The organism is Burkholderia sp. BCC1644, assembly GCF_902833225.1.
Taxonomy (GTDB): Bacteria; Pseudomonadota; Gammaproteobacteria; order Burkholderiales; family Burkholderiaceae; genus Burkholderia.
The window spans coordinates 198526-212788 of sequence record NZ_CADFEI010000005.1 but is presented as its reverse complement, the minus strand read 5'-3'; the positions used below and the strand labels follow the sequence as shown (position 1 = coordinate 212788).

Sequence of the window (14263 nt, the reverse complement as noted above, 5' to 3'; positions counted from 1 at the left end):
GGTCGAAACGAACATGGAGACGCCAGATGACGGATTCCCGATACCGCTGGGTGATCGTCGCCGCGGGCGGCCTGATGGGCTGCGTCGCGATCGGTGCGATGTTTTCGCTGCCGGTGTTCCTGCGCGCGATTGCGCGCGATACGGGCTGGTCGATGACCGGCATTTCCACGGCGATGACGCTCGGCTTCATCGCGATGGCCTTCGCGAGCATGGCGTGGGGCAGCCTGTCGGACCGGATCGGCACGCGGCCGGTCGTCATCGCCGGCGCGGTGCTGCTGTCGGCGAGCCTGGCGCTGGCGAGCCGCGCGCCGTCGCTGCTCGTGTTCCAGCTGACCTTCGGCCTCGCCGTCGGCAGCGCGACGGCGGCGATATTCGCGCCGATGATGGCGTGCGTGACGGGCTGGTTCGATACGCATCGCAGCCTGGCGGTGTCGCTCGTGTCGGCCGGCATGGGGATGGCGCCGATGACGATGGCGCCGCTCGCCGCGTGGCTCGTGTCGGTGCGCGACTGGCGCACGTCGATGCTGCTGATTGCCGCGCTGGCCGCCGTCGTGATGATTCCCGTGTCGCTGCTGGTGCGGCGGGCGCCCGCGCTCGACCATGCCCCCGCGCCGGCCGCGCCTTCGGCTGCCGGCGCGCCCGTGGCGATGTCGGTCGCGGCTGCGCTGCGCTCGCCGCAGTTCATGATCCTGCTGCTGACCAATTTCTTCTGCTGCGCGACGCACTCGGGCCCGATCTTCCATACGGTCAGCTACGCGGTCACGTGCGGCATCCCGCTGATCGTCGCGGTGTCGATCTACAGCGTCGAAGGGCTCGCCGGCATGGGCGGCCGGATCGCGTTCGGGATTCTCGGCGACCGCCTCGGCGCGAAGCGCATGCTGGTGGCCGGGCTGCTCGCGCAGGCGCTCGGCGCGCTCGGCTACTACTTCGTGCGCTCGCTCGACGGGTTCTACGCGGTCGCGACGCTGTTCGGCTTCATCTATGCGGGCGTGATGCCGCTGTATTCGGTGCTCGCGCGCGAGAATTTCCCGCTGCGGATGATGGGCACCGTGATCGGCGGCTGCGCGATGGCCGGCAGCCTCGGAATGGCCGCGGGCCCGGTCGCCGGCGGCCTGATCGTCGACACGTTCGGCAGCTACGGCTGGTTGTACCTCGGTTCGTTCGCGATCGGCATCGGCGCGTTCCTGATCGCGATGATGTTCCGCCCGTTCCCGAAACCGCACCCGGAAACGGTGGCCGCGTGACGCGGCAACGGCAGCCGGGCGGCGGCCATTTCGCCGGATCGGCGCGGTTCGGCTCGCGTCATCACGAATAAAAACAGGGCCCGACACCGTGTGCGTCTGATGCGGTCCGGACGCCGCTCAGCCCGCTGCGGCGCAGCAGAGCGGCGTTTGACGGTGATCGGCGTGCATGCGCAGCGATTCGGCCCCTAAAAAACGCAATATCGAGCATATATTCGAAGGGCCTGTCATAGCCGCGTCACCCTGCTAGAATTCGGCCTGCCGCATTGTTCCGATTGACTGATGAGATTGCTTGACGCCCTGGTCGAACAACGTATTGCCGCCGCCGCCGCGCGGGGCGAGTTCGACGATTTGCCGGGTACCGGCGCGCCGCAGGCGCTGGATGACGACCTGCTCGTGCCCGAGGAGGTGCGGGTGGCCAACCGTATCCTGAAGAACGCGGGCTTCGTGCCGCCGGCCGTCGAGCAATTGCGCGCGCTGCGCAACCTGCATGACGAAGTGCAGGCGGTCAGCGACCGCGCCGCGCGCTGCCGGCTGCACGCCAAGATCCTCGCGCTCGACATGGCGCTCGAATCGCTGCGCGGCGGCCCGATGGTGATGCCGCGCGACTACTGCCGACGCATCGCGGAACGCCTGTGCGAGCGCGGGCTCGACGAAGCGCCCGCCGAAGCGGGGCCGATGTGACGTCCGGCGAGCTGCACGACGCAGCCCGGTCGGCAACCGCCCCGGCGGCCGAGCCGGCCACCGATACACCTGTTCCCGAAGCCACGCCCGTGTCGGCGCGCGACCTGCATTTCATGCGGCTCGCGCAGGCCGCCGCCGAAGAGGCGCGCGCGGCCGGCGAAGTGCCGGTCGGCGCGGTGCTCGTGCGCGGCGACGAAGTGATCGCACGCGGCTTCAACCATCCGATCGGCGGGCACGACCCGTCCGCCCATGCGGAAATGGCCGCGCTGCGCATGGCCGCGCAGCATCTGCAGAATTACCGGATGCCCGGCTGCGAGCTGTACGTGACGCTCGAGCCGTGCCTGATGTGCGCAGGGGCGATCATGCATGCGCGCATCGCGCGAGTCGTCTTTGGCGCCGCCGATCCGAAGACGGGCGCGTGCGGCAGCGTGATCGACGCGTTCGCGAATCCGCAGCTCAACCACCATACCGAAGTGACGGGCGGCGTGCTCGCCGACGAATGCGGCGCCGCGCTGAAGTCGTTCTTCGCCGAGCGCCGCCGCGCGCTGCGCGAAGCGCGGCTCGCCCGCGATGCCGAATCCGGTGCGTCGTAAGCGCGCTCGCCGCGCACGACGCCGTGAACCGGAGACGGTTCGGACCCTCTAAGCAGGTTTGACGACCCGACACCTTTCGCCATGTCCTTCCAGCCCGCCGCGTCCTACACCATCCGCCTGCTGGCGCCGTCCGGTTATCCGCACGACCCCGACGCGATCAACCGCGCGCTCGAGCGCCTCAGCACCGCACAGCAGCGCATCGAGAACATCGAGGCGACGCAGCGACGCTTCCAGCGGTTCGGCGGCACCGACGGCGAGCGGGCAGGCGACCTGAACCGCCTTGCCGATCCCGAGCGGCCGCTGCCGGACATCGCACTCGCGGTGCGTGGCGGCTACGGCGCCGCGCGGATCCTGCACGGGCTCGACTACCGCGGGCTCGAGCGTCGGCTGCGCGATCAACCGGTCGCGCTCGTCGGCCACAGCGACTTCACCGCGATCCAGCTCGCGCTCTACGCGAAGGCGCGCATCAAGACGTTCGGCGGCCCGATGCTGTCCGCCGACTTCGGCGCGGAAACGCCGAGCGACTTCACGATGCAGCACTTCTGGCAGACGCTGACGCAGCCGAGCACGACGATCGTCACCGAGGCGCCGCAGGTGCAGGCCGTCAACGTGACGGGTACGTTGTGGGGCGGCAACCTCGCGATCCTGACGTCGCTGATCGGCACGCCGTACATGCCCGACATCGAAGGCGGCATCCTGTTCATCGAGGACGTCAACGAGCAGCCGTTCCGGATCGAGCGGATGATCTATCAGCTGCACCTGTCGGGGCTGCTCGCGCGCCAGCAGGCGCTCGTGCTCGGCCAGTTCACCGGCGCGCGGCCGTTCGAGTACGACAACGGCTACGACATGCAGGCGATGATCGACCAGGTGCGCGCGGTGATCGGGATTCCGGTCGTCACGGGGCTCCAGTTCGGCCACGTGCCGGACCTGCTGACACTGCCGTTCGGCGCGCAGGCGCAACTGGTCGCGAATGCACACGGCTTCCGGCTGACGCTGTCGGACTATCCGCATCTCGGCTGATGCCGGCGCGATCGACCGAAAGGCGGGTTTCCCGCCTTTTTCTTTATGTAAGCGCGCAACTAACGGTCGAAAATTTTCGTCGACTTGAATCCGGTCGTTGCCAGGTTGTGCACCATTTTTGTCAACAAAATGACCGTGTGGGTATACGACGAGAAGGGCTTCTGTCTTGCCTGTAACGCTTGCCGTGCATGGAATGAGCGCATCCTGCACCGGGCAGGGTCACATCGATGCACGCCAATTGTGCGCATTCCCGGAAAAGAATTGTTGACAATCTTTATGTCCGCCCTAGCATGAGGATCATCACACGATGCAGATCATGAACGAGCCCGATTTCCAGCCGTCCGGCGCAGCCGGCCCCGAAGCGATCGCCGAGCGGATCCGCACCGCGATCCTCGAGCATCGGCTCGCGCCCGGCGCGAAGCTGACGGAGGCGCAGCTCTGCGAGGTGTTCGGCGTGAAGCGCGGGACGATCCGCCAGGCGCTCGCGCAGCTCGCGACCGACAAGCTGGTCGAGCTCGAGCCGAACCGCGGCGCGTTCGTCGCGAGTCCGACGCTGCAGGACGTGCACGAGGTGTTCGAGATGCGCCGGATCATCGAGCTTGCGGTGGTCGAGCGGCTTGCAACCGGGCCCGGCGCGAAGCGGCTGAAAGGCGTTGCTGCGTTGATCGACAAGGAACGCAGGGCGTTCGAGCGGCACGACTTCGCGGCGTGGATCCGGCTGTCGGGCGAATTTCACACGACGCTCGCCACGCTGATGGGCAATGCGACGCTCAGCGAGTGCCTCGAAGGGCTCGTCGCACGCTCGACGCTGATGTCGGCGCTGTACGAATCGCACGGGCGCAGCCCGTGCTCGTGCGACGACCACGACGAGATTCTCGCCGCGCTGGAGGCGGGCGATCCCAAGCAGGCGGCGACGCTGATGGCGCGCCACCTGCAGCATGTCGAACTGAAGATGCTGGACCGGCCCGCGCAAGGGCAGGTCGATTTGCGCGAAGTGTTCGGCGGCGCCTGAGCGGCGACGCGAACCCGGCCGCGCGCCACAGAACGAGCGAAATGCAGGCCCGCGGTGTTTGCCGCGGGCGGCGGGTCCGACTCCGGGCGACGATCCGGAGCGATATCGATGACGGTGGAGCGGCCGCCCGGCCGCGTCAAGGAGAAGTCATGGCTCAGTTCAGTGTGGCGCACGAGAGCGCCTATCCGGCGGAAGAAGGCGGCGAGGGCGGCGACCCGACGCTGCCGAATGGGTACAGCGAACGTCTGTACAACGAAGATTTGGCACCCCTGAAGAATCAGACATGGGGTTCGTACAACATCTTCGCGTTCTGGATGTCGGACGTACACAGTGTGGGCGGCTACGTGTTCGCGGGCAGCCTGTTCGCGCTCGGGCTGACGAGCTGGCAGGTGCTGATCGCGCTGATCGTCGGCATCGGCCTCGTGAACGTGCTGTGCAACCTGATCGCACGCCCGAGCCAGCAGATCGGCGTGCCGTATCCGGTCGCGTGCCGCGCGACGTTCGGCGTGCTCGGCGCGAACGTACCGGCCGTGATCCGCGGGCTGATCGCGATCGCGTGGTACGGCATCCAGACCTATCTCGCATCGAGCGCGCTCGTGATCGTCGTGCTGAAGTTCTTCCCGCAATGGCTGCCGTACGCGGACGTCCATCGCTACGGTTTCCTCGGGCTGTCGGCGGTCGGCTGGGCCGGCTTCATGCTGCTGTGGGTGCTGCAGGCGTTCGTGTTCTGGAACGGGATGGAGACGATCAAGAAGTTCATCGACTTCGCGGGCCCGGCCGTCTACGTCGTGATGTTCATCCTCGCCGGCTACATGGTGTGGCGTGCGGGCTGGCGCAACATCGGCATCAACCTCGGTGGCGTCAAGTATCACGGCGCGGAAGTGATCCCGGTGATGATCACGGCCGTGTCGCTGGTCGTGTCGTACTTCTCCGGGCCGATGCTGAACTTCGGCGACTTCTCGCGCTACTGCCGCTCGTTCGGCGAAGTGAAGCGCGGCAATTTCTGGGGGCTGCCCGTCAACTTCCTCGCGTTCTCGCTCGTCACGGTGATCACGACGGCTGCAACGCTGCCGGTGTTCGGCGAACTCATCACCGATCCGGTCGAGACGGTCGGCCGCATCGATCACCCGACCGCGGTGATCCTCGGCGCGCTGACGTTCACGATCGCGACGATCGGTATCAACATCGTCGCGAACTTCGTGTCTCCCGCATTCGACTTCTCGAACGTTGCACCGAAGCTGATCAGCTGGCGCGCGGGCGGCATGCTCGCGGCCGTCGCGTCGATCTTCATCACGCCGTGGAACCTGTTCAACAACCCGGCCGTGATCCACTACACGCTCGACGTGCTCGGCGCGTTCATCGGCCCGTTGTACGGCGTGCTGATCGCCGACTTCTATCTCGTCAAGCGCGGCCGGCTCGTACGCGACGACCTGTACACGATGTCGGAAAGCGGCACGTACTGGTACACGGGCGGCGTGAACCGCCGTGCGGTCGCCGCGCTGCTGCCGGCCGCGGTGATCGCGATCGTCTGCGTGATGATGCCGGGCTGGCAGGGCGTCGCGAACTTCTCGTGGTTCATCGGCGCGGGGCTCGGCTTCGTGTTCTACCGGCTGCTCGTCAGCGCGAAGGCGTGAGGAGCATGCGATGAAGATCCGACTGATCAATCCGAATACGACGCAGCGGATGACCGACGCGATGGGTCGCTGCGCGCGCGAGGTCGCGGCCGCCGGCACGGAGATCGTGGCGGTGAGCCCGCCGATGGGGCCGCCGTCGATCGAAGGGTATTACGACGAGGCGCTCGCGACGCCGGGGCTGCTCGCCGAGATCGCGCAGGGCGAGCGCGACGGCTGCGACGCGTACGTGATCGCGTGCTTCGGCGACCCGGGCCTGTACGCGGCGCGCGAACTCGCGCGCGGGCCGGTGATCGGCATCGCCGAGGCCGCGATGCATGCGGCGAGCGTGCTCGCGCCGGGCTTCTCGGTCGTCACGACGCTCGCGCGCACCTGCGGAATGGCGTGGCACCTCGCGGAGCGCTACGGAATGAAGCGCTTCTGCCGCAACGTGCGCGCGACCGACGTCGCGGTGCTCGAACTCGACCGGCCGGGCTCGGCCGCGCGCCGGATCATCGTCGACGAGTGCCGGCGCGCGCTCGACGAGGACGGCGCCGACGCGATCGTGCTCGGTTGCGCGGGGATGGCCGAATTCGCGCACGAGATCGAGCAGCAGATCGGCGCGCCGGTGGTCGAGGGCGTCACGGCGGCCGTCAAATGGGCCGAGGCGCTCGTCGCGCTGCGCCTCGCGACCGCGAAACGCGGCGATTTCGCCCGGCCGCTGCCGAAGCGCTACGACGGCGCATTCGCCCGCTTCAGCCCGCCGGGCGGGGATGCGGAGGAACCGGTCCCGAATTTGCCGCAACCGCACATACACACCGTCTGACACGCACTATCTGCGTCGCTGTATGGGCGCGTATGAACGTTTTCGCTACACTGGGCCGTCATCGCATCGGCTTGCGCGGCCGGCCTCCGGGCACCGCGCAGTCGATGCGAACCCATTATTTCAGCCCGCTTTCGCCGCACTTCGAACCCATGTCACTCGATCCCAACTATCCTCGCGACCTGATCGGCTACGGCCGCCATCCCGTTCAGGCGAACTGGCCGGGGCGCGCCCGCGTCGCCGTGCAATTCGTGCTGAACTACGAGGAGGGTGGCGAGAACTGCGTGCTGCACGGCGATCCGGGCTCCGAGCAGTTCCTGTCCGAAATCGTGGGCGCGGCCGCGTATCCGGACCGCCACATGAGCATGGAGTCGATCTACGAATACGGTTCGCGGGCCGGCGTGTGGCGCATCCTGCGCGAATTCGAGAAGCGCGGGATGCCGCTGACGGTATTCGGCGTCGGCATGGCGATCGAGCGTCATCCGGAGCTGGCACGCGCATTCGTCGAGCTGGGCCATGAAATCGCGTGCCACGGCTGGCGCTGGATCCACTACCAGAGCATGGCGCCGGAACTCGAAGCCGAGCACATGCGCCTCGGGATGGAAGCGATCGAGCGCGTGACGGGCGAGCGTCCGCTCGGCTGGTACACCGGCCGCGACAGTCCCAATACGCACCGCCTGGTCGCCGAACACGGCGGTTTCCTGTACGACTCCGACAACTACGGCGACGACCTGCCGTTCTGGATGGACGTCGAAGTGTCGGGCGGCAAGACGTCGCCGCAGCTGATCGTGCCGTACACGCTCGACACGAACGACATGCGCTTCGCGACGCCGCAGGGCTTCAACACCGGCGATCACTTCTTCGACTACCTGCGCGACGCATTCGACGTGCTGTACGCGGAGGGCGACGAAGCGCCGAAGATGCTGTCGATCGGCATGCACTGCCGGTTGCTCGGCCGGCCGGGCCGGTTCCGCGGGCTGCAGCGTTTCCTCGATCACATCGAGAAACACGATCGCGTATGGGTGACGCGCCGTGTCGATATCGCGCGTCACTGGCGTGAACATCATCCGTATCAGCCCAATCATCAAAACGAAGGGAAAGCATGAAGGCGATGCGCTACACGTTGAATCAACTGAATACGATGGCGCCGAGCGCATTTGTCGCGGCGCTGTCGGGGATCTTCGAACATTCGCCGTGGGTGGCCGAGGTCGCCGCGGGCGAGCGGCCGTTCGCGAGCATCGATGCGCTGCACAAGACGATGTCGGGTGCGGTGGAAGCGGGCGGCGAAGTGCGCCAGCTCGCGCTGATCAACGCTCACCCGGAGCTGGCCGGCAAGGCTGCCGTGCGCGGCGAGCTGACGGCCGAGTCGACGCGCGAGCAGAGCGGCGCGGGCCTCGACCAGTGCACGCAGGAAGAGTTCGACAAGCTGCTGACGCTGAACCGCACGTATCGCGAGAAGTTCGGCTTCCCGTTCATCCTCGCGGTGCGCGGCTATGACCGTCACGGCATCATCGCGAACTTCGAGTCGCGCGTGAATCATTCGCGCACCGAAGAGCTGCGTGCGAGCCTCGACCAGATCTACCGGATCGCACGCTTCCGCCTCGACGACCTGATCGACGCCTGACACCGCGATACGGCCTGCTGCGTCGCAGCGGCCTGATCGCCTCACTGAAACAAGGAAACATCATGGCTGTTCCGCTTCTCGATCCCAACGCACCCGATTTCACGCGGCGCTACGTGAATCTTGCCGACCCGCGTCTCAGTGCGCAGGCGCTCGAGGCCAGCGACGATTTCTTCGCGCCGAAGGACCGGATGCTGAACCCCGAGCCGGCCGTCTTCATTCCCGGCAAGTACGACGACCACGGCAAGTGGATGGACGGCTGGGAAACGCGCCGCAAGCGCACGACGGGCTATGACTGGTGCATCGTCAAGCTCGCGCGCCCGGGCGTGATCAAGGGCTTCGACATCGACACGAGCCACTTCACCGGCAACTTCCCGCCGGCCGCGTCGATCGAGGCCGCGTTCGTGGCCGACGGCGCGCCGACGCATGCGACCGAGTGGGTCGAGATCGTGCCGTCGACGACGCTGCAGGGCAACAGCCATCACTACGTCGAAGCGAGCGATGCGCGTGCGTTCACGCACCTGCGCGTGAATATCTACCCGGACGGCGGCATTGCACGCCTGCGCGTGTATGGCCAGCCGCAGCTCGACTGGGCCGGCGCGAGCGCGACCGAGCAGTTCGACCTCGCGGCGATGGAAAACGGCGGTTACGTCGTGGCCGCGAACAACCAGCACTTCGGCGTCGCATCGAACCTGCTGCTGCCGGGCCGCGGCGTGAACATGGGCGACGGCTGGGAAACCCGCCGCCGCCGCGAACCGGGCAACGACTGGGCGATCATCGCGCTTGCGCAGCCGGGCGTGATCCGCAAGATCGAAGTCGATACAGCGTTCTTCAAGGGCAACTACCCGGACCGCTGCTCGATCCAGGCCGCGTACGTGTCGGGCGGCACGGACAGCTCGCTGATCACGCAGTCGATGTTCTGGCCGGTGCTGCTCGGCGAACAGAAGCTGCAGATGGACAAGCAGCACTATTTCGAACACGACATCGCGTCGCTCGGCCCTGTCACGCACGTGCGACTGAACATCATTCCGGACGGTGGCGTGTCGCGCCTGCGTCTGTGGGGGACGCTCGACAAATGAAGACGCTTGTTATCGAACCGCTGACCAAGGAAGCGTTCGCGCCGTTCGGCGACGTGATCGAAACGGAAGGGGCGAAGCAGATCCCGATCAACCTCGGCACGACGATCCGCTTTCACGATCTCGCGAAAGTCGACGTGACCGATGAAGACGGCCGCACGCTCGTCAACCTGTTCCGCGGCCAGCCGCGCACGCTGCCGTTCGAAGTGAAGATGCTGGAGCGGCACCCGCTCGGCAGCCAGGCATTCGTGCCGCTGAACGATCAGCCGTATCTCGTCGTCGTGGCGCCCGCGGGCGATCTCGATCCGGCGAAGATCCGCGCTTTCGTGACGAGCGGCTGGCAGGGCGTCAACTATGCGAAGGGCGTGTGGCATCACCCGCTGATCGCGCTCGGCGGCGTCAGCGACTTCATCGTCGTCGATCGCGGCGGTGATGGCCTCAACCTGAACGAGCAAGATCTTCAGGAATCGCTGTGGCTCACCGACGAAGCGCTGCACGCGCTGACGGCCTGAGGCGCCGGCGTCTCGCGACCGAGAGGCTGTTTGCCAGCCTGCCGAAACCCGCGCAATGTGCGCGGGTTTTTTTATGTGCGGTCGCTTTCGCTCGGCTCAGGTTGCGACGGCCTGGCGCGTGTCGCGCGAACCGCCGCCGCGACGCTCCTTCGAGACCGGCGCATGCTGCGCCATCAGGCCGGCGACCCAGTCGACGAAGACGCGCAGCTTCGCGCTGACGTGGCGGTTCGGCGGGAACGCGACGTACATCGGCATCGGTTCGAGTTGCCATTGCTCGAACAGCGGCACCAGTTCGCCACGTTCGCGATACGCGGCGGCCATGTAGTCGGGCAGCCACAGGATGCCGAGCCCCGCGAGACCGGCTTCGAGATACGCATTGCCGTCGTCGACCGCGAGCACGTAGCGTCCGCGTACGGTGATCTGCTCGCCGTCACGCTCCATCGCAAACGGCAACGCCTTGCCGGTGCGCGCCCACAGAAACCCGACGATGCGGTGATGCGAGTCTTCGAGTTCGCCCGGATGCACCGGTGCACCGGCGCGCGCGAGATAGGCAGGCGACGCGTATACGCCGAGCCGAAGATCGCCGACGCGGCGTGCGACCAGCGAGCGGTCGGTCGGCTCGCCACCGCGCACGACGCAGTCGACGTTCTCGCCGATCACGTCGACCACGCGGTCGCTCACGCCCATGTCGAGCTGGATGTCCGGATAGCGCGCATGGAACGCGGGCAGCGCGGGGATCAGGATCAGGCGCGCGAACGGGCTCGGCACGTCCACGCGCAGCCGCCCCCTTGGCGACGCCGACGCGGCGGACAGGCTCGTTTCGGCATCGTCCATGTCGGCCAGCAGGCGTACGACGCGGTCGTAGTACGCGGCGCCGTCGGCCGTGACGACGACCTTGCGCGTCGTGCGGTTGAACAGCTTCACGCGCAGCCGTGCTTCGAGCTGCTGCACCAGTTGCGTGACGGTCGTGCGGCTCATGTGCAGCGTGTCGGCCGCCTTCGTGAAGCTGCCGGCTTCCACCACGCGGGCGAACGCCTGCATTGCGTCGAATCGATCCATCGGGTCAGGGCTCCGCAGTGTTCGGACATTGTTTGGAGAGCGCAAACAGTGTTGGACAAGGTTGCCGGTTTATCCGCCGCGCAACGGTCCATAAAGTGCTTTCCATCGTTGATACAGGGGCGGTTTTGCCCCGCAAACCGATGGAGGTGTTGAATGACAAAGCGTAGCGTAGTTTTTCCGCCCGGTCGCCAGGCGCTGTATGACCGCAACCGCTATTCGCCGGCCGTGCGCTCGAACGGCTTGCTGTTCGTGTCCGGGCAGGTCGGCAGCCGCGACGACGGTTCGCCCGAGCCGGAGCTGGGCGCGCAGGTCCGCCGCGCGTTCGACAACCTGAATGCGGTGCTGCGCGCGGCCGGTTGCACGTTCGATGATGTCGTCGACGTGACGGTGTTCCTCGTCGATCCGGAAGCGACGTTCGAGCGGATCTGGGCGATCGTCCCCGAATACTGGAGCGATGCGCCGCATCCGACGCTGACCGCCGTCGGCGTGACCTGGCTGTATGGCTTCCAGTTCGAGATCAAGGTGATCGCGCGGCTGCCGGAGGCGGTCGACGGGTAAGCAGGGCGCGCGTCACGGCGCGACGGGCGGCTCCTGTTCATAAGCGCGATGCAGCAGCGCGGCGAGCGATGACGATTCGGGCAGCGTCGCCGTGCCGAGCCGGTGCACGGCGATTCCCGGTGTCCACGAATTCATCACGACGGCGCCGGCCATCGACGACAGATCGGCCGGTGTTACTTCACGGTCATGCTGTGCGATGCCGACGCGTGCCAGTTGCCGGCGCAGGATGCCCATCGTGACGCCGCCGAGCATGCCGGCCACCGGCCACACGACCGAATCGCCGGTCCAGAACGCCAGGTTCCAGATCGAGCCCTCGCTGATGCGCCCCCGACGATCGACGAACGCCGCATCGTCGAAACCCTGCGCGACCGCACGGCGCAGGAAGTGCGTCTTCGCGACTTCGCCGACGTGCTTGATGCCGGGCAGCACGCGCTCGTGTTCGAACAGCGCGAGATCGAGCGGGCCGACCGGCCCCGGCGACGGCGCGGCGGTGCGCACCAGCACGTCGAGCGCTTCGTCGTCGCGCGGTGCGACGAATTCACCCGTCGTCGCATGGATGGTCGCGGTCAGCGACAGTGCCGACGGTGCGCGATCGAGCGCGGCGCGCAGGAACGTGCGTATCCGTTCGTCGGGCAATGCATGACCGAACAGCGCGTTCGACGCGTCGCGCAATCGCGCGAGGTGCAGGTCGAGCCCGCGGACGCGGCCTTCGCGTATCTGCATCGCGGTGAAATGCGCGTGGCCCGCGAATGCCAATGCGGCGAGCGCATCGGGCGTGGCGGCTACGCCGTTGATCTGGGCGACGGACGGGAACGGTGCAGCGGTCATCGGCGATTCTCCAGGTTGGCCGCGGGCACGGGACGGCGCACGGCATCTTCAAGAAAGCCTATTGTTTGCCGATTGATGGCTTCATGAAAAACGAGTAATTTTGGAGCGGTCATCAAATTATTTTTGAAGATCAATGGAACGCATGTGGCCCGGTACGCGCGCGCTGAGGACGTTCGATGCGGCGGCGCGGCACCTGAATTTTTCGCGGGCGGCCGACGAGGTCGGGCTGACGCCGGCAGCCGTCAGTCACCAGATCAAGGAAATCGAGGCGCAGCTCGGCATGGAACTGTTCGTCCGTACGAGCCGCAGCATCCGGCTGACGCAGGCCGGCGCGGTGCTGGCTGCGGCCGCTGCCGATGCGCTGGCGGGCCTCCGGCACGCGACCGCACGGGCTCGGCGCATCGCGCGCGAGCAGACGGAACTGCGCGTGTCGGTCGGCGCGCGCTTCGCGACGCACTGGCTGCTGCCGCGCCTGCCGCGATTCAAGGCGGCGCATCCGGCGCTCGAACTGACGTTCGACATCACCGACCGCTTGCGCGATTTCGACGGCGACGATGTGGATGTCGCGATCCGCTTCGGCACCGGGCGTTATCGCGACGCGTGTACGCAGCGCCTGTTCGGCACGTCGGTCGTCGCGATTGGCAGCCCCGCGCTGTTGTCGGCCGGGCCGCCGTTACGCAAGCCGCGCGACCTGCTGCGCCACACCCTTTGCCACGCCGACTGTGAAGTCGATGGCGTGATCTGGCCGCGCTGGTCGGCATGGATGGCGGCGGCCGGCATCGACGGTTTCGACGACAGCCGGTGCGTCGCGTTTCCGGATTCGAGCCACGTCGTGCAGGCCGTGATGGACGGTACGACGGTCGGGCTGGCGGAGCCGCACATGATCGCGCGTGAGCTTGCGGACGGGCGCCTCGTGCGGTTGTTCGACGTGAACGTCGAGGTGGCGCCGGGGCTCGCGTATCACGTCGTGTATCCGGCGCACACGCAGGACGATCCCCGTATCGTTGCATTGCGCGACTGGCTCGCGGACGAAGCGGCGATGGTGGATGCGTAGCGGCGGCGGCGCGCGTGCTATCGTGCCCGCATCGCCACCGCACGACGTCCGGTTCCGGGCGTACCCCTCCGATGAGCCAACCTGAAAACGACCTCATGGTCCTGCTGCGCACGATGCAACCCGAACTGCATCCGGGCGCGTTCGCCTTCGTGTCGCTGCCGACCGATGTGGACGTATCGTTATCCGAAGTGATTGCGACCTTCCGCGAAGCGGAAGGGCTGACGGTCGTGGTCGACGAGGAAACGGCCGCACGTCGCGGCTGGCCCGTGCTGTTCCGCTCGGCATGGATCACGCTGACCGTGCACTCCGACCTCGCGGCCGTCGGCCTCACGGCTGCATTCGCTCGGGCGCTCGGTGCGGCCGGCATCAGCTGCAACGTGATGGCCGCCGCGTACCACGATCACATCTTCGTACCGTTCGACGACGGCCCGCGCGCGGTCGATGCGCTCGTCGCACTGCAGCGCGACGCGATTCGCGGCTAGCGCACGAAGCGCATTCGGCGCACGCAAAAAAAACGGGCCCGTTACCGGGCCCGCGAACGGAGAGGATTGCGCCGGGCATTCGTACCCGGC

General features: G+C 67.1%; 16 protein-coding genes. 14 read left to right on the top strand and 2 right to left on the bottom strand.

Annotated elements, in window-relative coordinates; all coding sequences use genetic code 11:
- The first annotated feature begins 26 nt into the window (after nt 1–26).
- From HWX87_RS11940 to HWX87_RS11890, 11 genes are all read left to right on the top strand, one after another.
- Complete coding sequence (locus HWX87_RS11940; protein WP_176047308.1) at nt 27–1244, top strand: MFS transporter; 1218 nt, start codon at nt 27–29, stop codon at nt 1242–1244.
- Between the two features lie 279 nt (nt 1245–1523).
- Nucleotides 1524–1925, top strand: coding sequence for a DnaJ family domain-containing protein (locus tag HWX87_RS11935; protein WP_176047307.1), 402 nt, complete (start codon nt 1524–1526; stop codon nt 1923–1925).
- A complete protein-coding gene (gene tadA, locus HWX87_RS11930) occupies nt 1922–2518 on the top strand; it encodes a tRNA adenosine(34) deaminase TadA (RefSeq protein ID WP_176047306.1) in 597 nt (198 codons plus the stop codon). The genes HWX87_RS11935 and tadA overlap by 4 nt, the downstream gene beginning before the upstream one ends.
- An 81-nt stretch (nt 2519–2599) precedes the next feature.
- Nucleotides 2600–3538 carry a muramoyltetrapeptide carboxypeptidase gene (gene ldcA, locus HWX87_RS11925; RefSeq protein ID WP_176047305.1) on the top strand — a complete coding sequence of 313 codons (939 nt, stop codon included), beginning with the start codon at nt 2600–2602 and terminating at the stop codon, nt 3536–3538.
- A gap of 307 nt (nt 3539–3845) precedes the next feature.
- Nucleotides 3846–4550 carry a GntR family transcriptional regulator gene (locus tag HWX87_RS11920; RefSeq protein ID WP_176047304.1) on the top strand — a complete coding sequence of 235 codons (705 nt, stop codon included), beginning with the start codon at nt 3846–3848 and terminating at the stop codon, nt 4548–4550.
- 149 nt (nt 4551–4699) lie between these two features.
- Nucleotides 4700–6184, top strand: coding sequence for an NCS1 family nucleobase:cation symporter-1 (locus HWX87_RS11915; protein ID WP_176047303.1), 1485 nt, complete (start codon nt 4700–4702; stop codon nt 6182–6184).
- A 10-nt stretch (nt 6185–6194) separates the two neighbouring features.
- Nucleotides 6195–6986, top strand: coding sequence for an aspartate/glutamate racemase family protein (locus HWX87_RS11910; protein WP_176047302.1), 792 nt, complete (start codon nt 6195–6197; stop codon nt 6984–6986).
- Nucleotides 6987–7135: 149 nt separating this feature from the next.
- The gene (puuE, locus tag HWX87_RS11905) at nt 7136–8089 is read left to right on the top strand and encodes an allantoinase PuuE (protein ID WP_176047301.1); all 954 of its coding nucleotides are present in this window, start codon (nt 7136–7138) and stop codon (nt 8087–8089) included.
- Nucleotides 8086–8607 carry a 2-oxo-4-hydroxy-4-carboxy-5-ureidoimidazoline decarboxylase gene (uraD, locus tag HWX87_RS11900; RefSeq protein WP_176047300.1) on the top strand — a complete coding sequence of 174 codons (522 nt, stop codon included), beginning with the start codon at nt 8086–8088 and terminating at the stop codon, nt 8605–8607. Before puuE ends, uraD begins: the two co-directional genes overlap by 4 nt.
- 62 nt (nt 8608–8669) lie before the next feature.
- The gene (gene alc / locus HWX87_RS11895) at nt 8670–9683 is read left to right on the top strand and encodes an allantoicase (protein WP_176047299.1); all 1014 of its coding nucleotides are present in this window, start codon (nt 8670–8672) and stop codon (nt 9681–9683) included.
- Nucleotides 9680–10192 (top strand): ureidoglycolate lyase, encoded by a 513-nt coding sequence (locus HWX87_RS11890; RefSeq protein ID WP_021160363.1) that lies wholly within the window; start codon nt 9680–9682, stop codon nt 10190–10192. The genes alc and HWX87_RS11890 overlap by 4 nt, the downstream gene beginning before the upstream one ends.
- A 96-nt stretch (nt 10193–10288) precedes the next feature.
- On the opposite strand, the gene HWX87_RS11885 is transcribed toward HWX87_RS11890, so the two are convergent.
- Nucleotides 10289–11251 carry a LysR family transcriptional regulator gene (locus HWX87_RS11885; protein WP_176047298.1) on the bottom strand — a complete coding sequence of 321 codons (963 nt, stop codon included), beginning with the start codon at nt 11249–11251 and terminating at the stop codon, nt 10289–10291.
- A gap of 153 nt (nt 11252–11404) precedes the next feature.
- Between HWX87_RS11885 and HWX87_RS11880 the strand changes: the two genes are divergently transcribed.
- Nucleotides 11405–11809 carry a RidA family protein gene (locus HWX87_RS11880; protein ID WP_176047297.1) on the top strand — a complete coding sequence of 135 codons (405 nt, stop codon included), beginning with the start codon at nt 11405–11407 and terminating at the stop codon, nt 11807–11809.
- 12 nt (nt 11810–11821) lie between these two features.
- Here HWX87_RS11880 and HWX87_RS11875 read toward each other — a convergent pair whose 3' ends face one another.
- A complete protein-coding gene (locus tag HWX87_RS11875) occupies nt 11822–12637 on the bottom strand; it encodes an aminotransferase class IV family protein (RefSeq protein ID WP_176047296.1) in 816 nt (271 codons plus the stop codon).
- Between the two features lie 133 nt (nt 12638–12770).
- Between HWX87_RS11875 and HWX87_RS11870 the strand changes: the two genes are divergently transcribed.
- Both HWX87_RS11870 and HWX87_RS11865 read left to right on the top strand, forming a co-directional pair.
- Nucleotides 12771–13691 (top strand): LysR substrate-binding domain-containing protein, encoded by a 921-nt coding sequence (locus tag HWX87_RS11870; protein ID WP_176047295.1) that lies wholly within the window; start codon nt 12771–12773, stop codon nt 13689–13691.
- Between the two features lie 71 nt (nt 13692–13762).
- The gene (locus HWX87_RS11865; protein ID WP_176047294.1) at nt 13763–14173 is read left to right on the top strand and encodes an ACT domain-containing protein; all 411 of its coding nucleotides are present in this window, start codon (nt 13763–13765) and stop codon (nt 14171–14173) included.
- The last annotated feature ends 90 nt before the right edge of the window (nt 14174–14263 follow it).

Excerpts from the sequence above, each read along its gene's own strand:
- HWX87_RS11940 (WP_176047308.1), top strand. The coding sequence starts at position 27 with ATGACGGATTCCCGATACCGCTGGGTGATCGTCGCCGCGGGCGGCCTG.
- HWX87_RS11935 (WP_176047307.1), top strand. The coding sequence starts at position 1,524 with ATGAGATTGCTTGACGCCCTGGTCGAACAACGTATTGCCGCCGCCGCC.
- ldcA (WP_176047305.1), top strand. The coding sequence starts at position 2,600 with ATGTCCTTCCAGCCCGCCGCGTCCTACACCATCCGCCTGCTGGCGCCG.
- HWX87_RS11920 (WP_176047304.1), top strand. The coding sequence starts at position 3,846 with ATGCAGATCATGAACGAGCCCGATTTCCAGCCGTCCGGCGCAGCCGGC.
- HWX87_RS11915 (WP_176047303.1), top strand. The coding sequence starts at position 4,700 with ATGGCTCAGTTCAGTGTGGCGCACGAGAGCGCCTATCCGGCGGAAGAA.
- HWX87_RS11910 (WP_176047302.1), top strand. The coding sequence starts at position 6,195 with ATGAAGATCCGACTGATCAATCCGAATACGACGCAGCGGATGACCGAC.
- puuE (WP_176047301.1), top strand. The coding sequence starts at position 7,136 with ATGTCACTCGATCCCAACTATCCTCGCGACCTGATCGGCTACGGCCGC.
- uraD (WP_176047300.1), top strand. The coding sequence starts at position 8,086 with ATGAAGGCGATGCGCTACACGTTGAATCAACTGAATACGATGGCGCCG.
- alc (WP_176047299.1), top strand. The coding sequence starts at position 8,670 with ATGGCTGTTCCGCTTCTCGATCCCAACGCACCCGATTTCACGCGGCGC.
- HWX87_RS11890 (WP_021160363.1), top strand. The coding sequence starts at position 9,680 with ATGAAGACGCTTGTTATCGAACCGCTGACCAAGGAAGCGTTCGCGCCG.
- HWX87_RS11885 (WP_176047298.1), bottom strand. The coding sequence starts at position 11,251 with ATGGATCGATTCGACGCAATGCAGGCGTTCGCCCGCGTGGTGGAAGCC.
- HWX87_RS11880 (WP_176047297.1), top strand. The coding sequence starts at position 11,405 with ATGACAAAGCGTAGCGTAGTTTTTCCGCCCGGTCGCCAGGCGCTGTAT.
- HWX87_RS11875 (WP_176047296.1), bottom strand. The coding sequence starts at position 12,637 with ATGACCGCTGCACCGTTCCCGTCCGTCGCCCAGATCAACGGCGTAGCC.
- HWX87_RS11870 (WP_176047295.1), top strand. The coding sequence starts at position 12,771 with ATGGAACGCATGTGGCCCGGTACGCGCGCGCTGAGGACGTTCGATGCG.
- HWX87_RS11865 (WP_176047294.1), top strand. The coding sequence starts at position 13,763 with ATGAGCCAACCTGAAAACGACCTCATGGTCCTGCTGCGCACGATGCAA.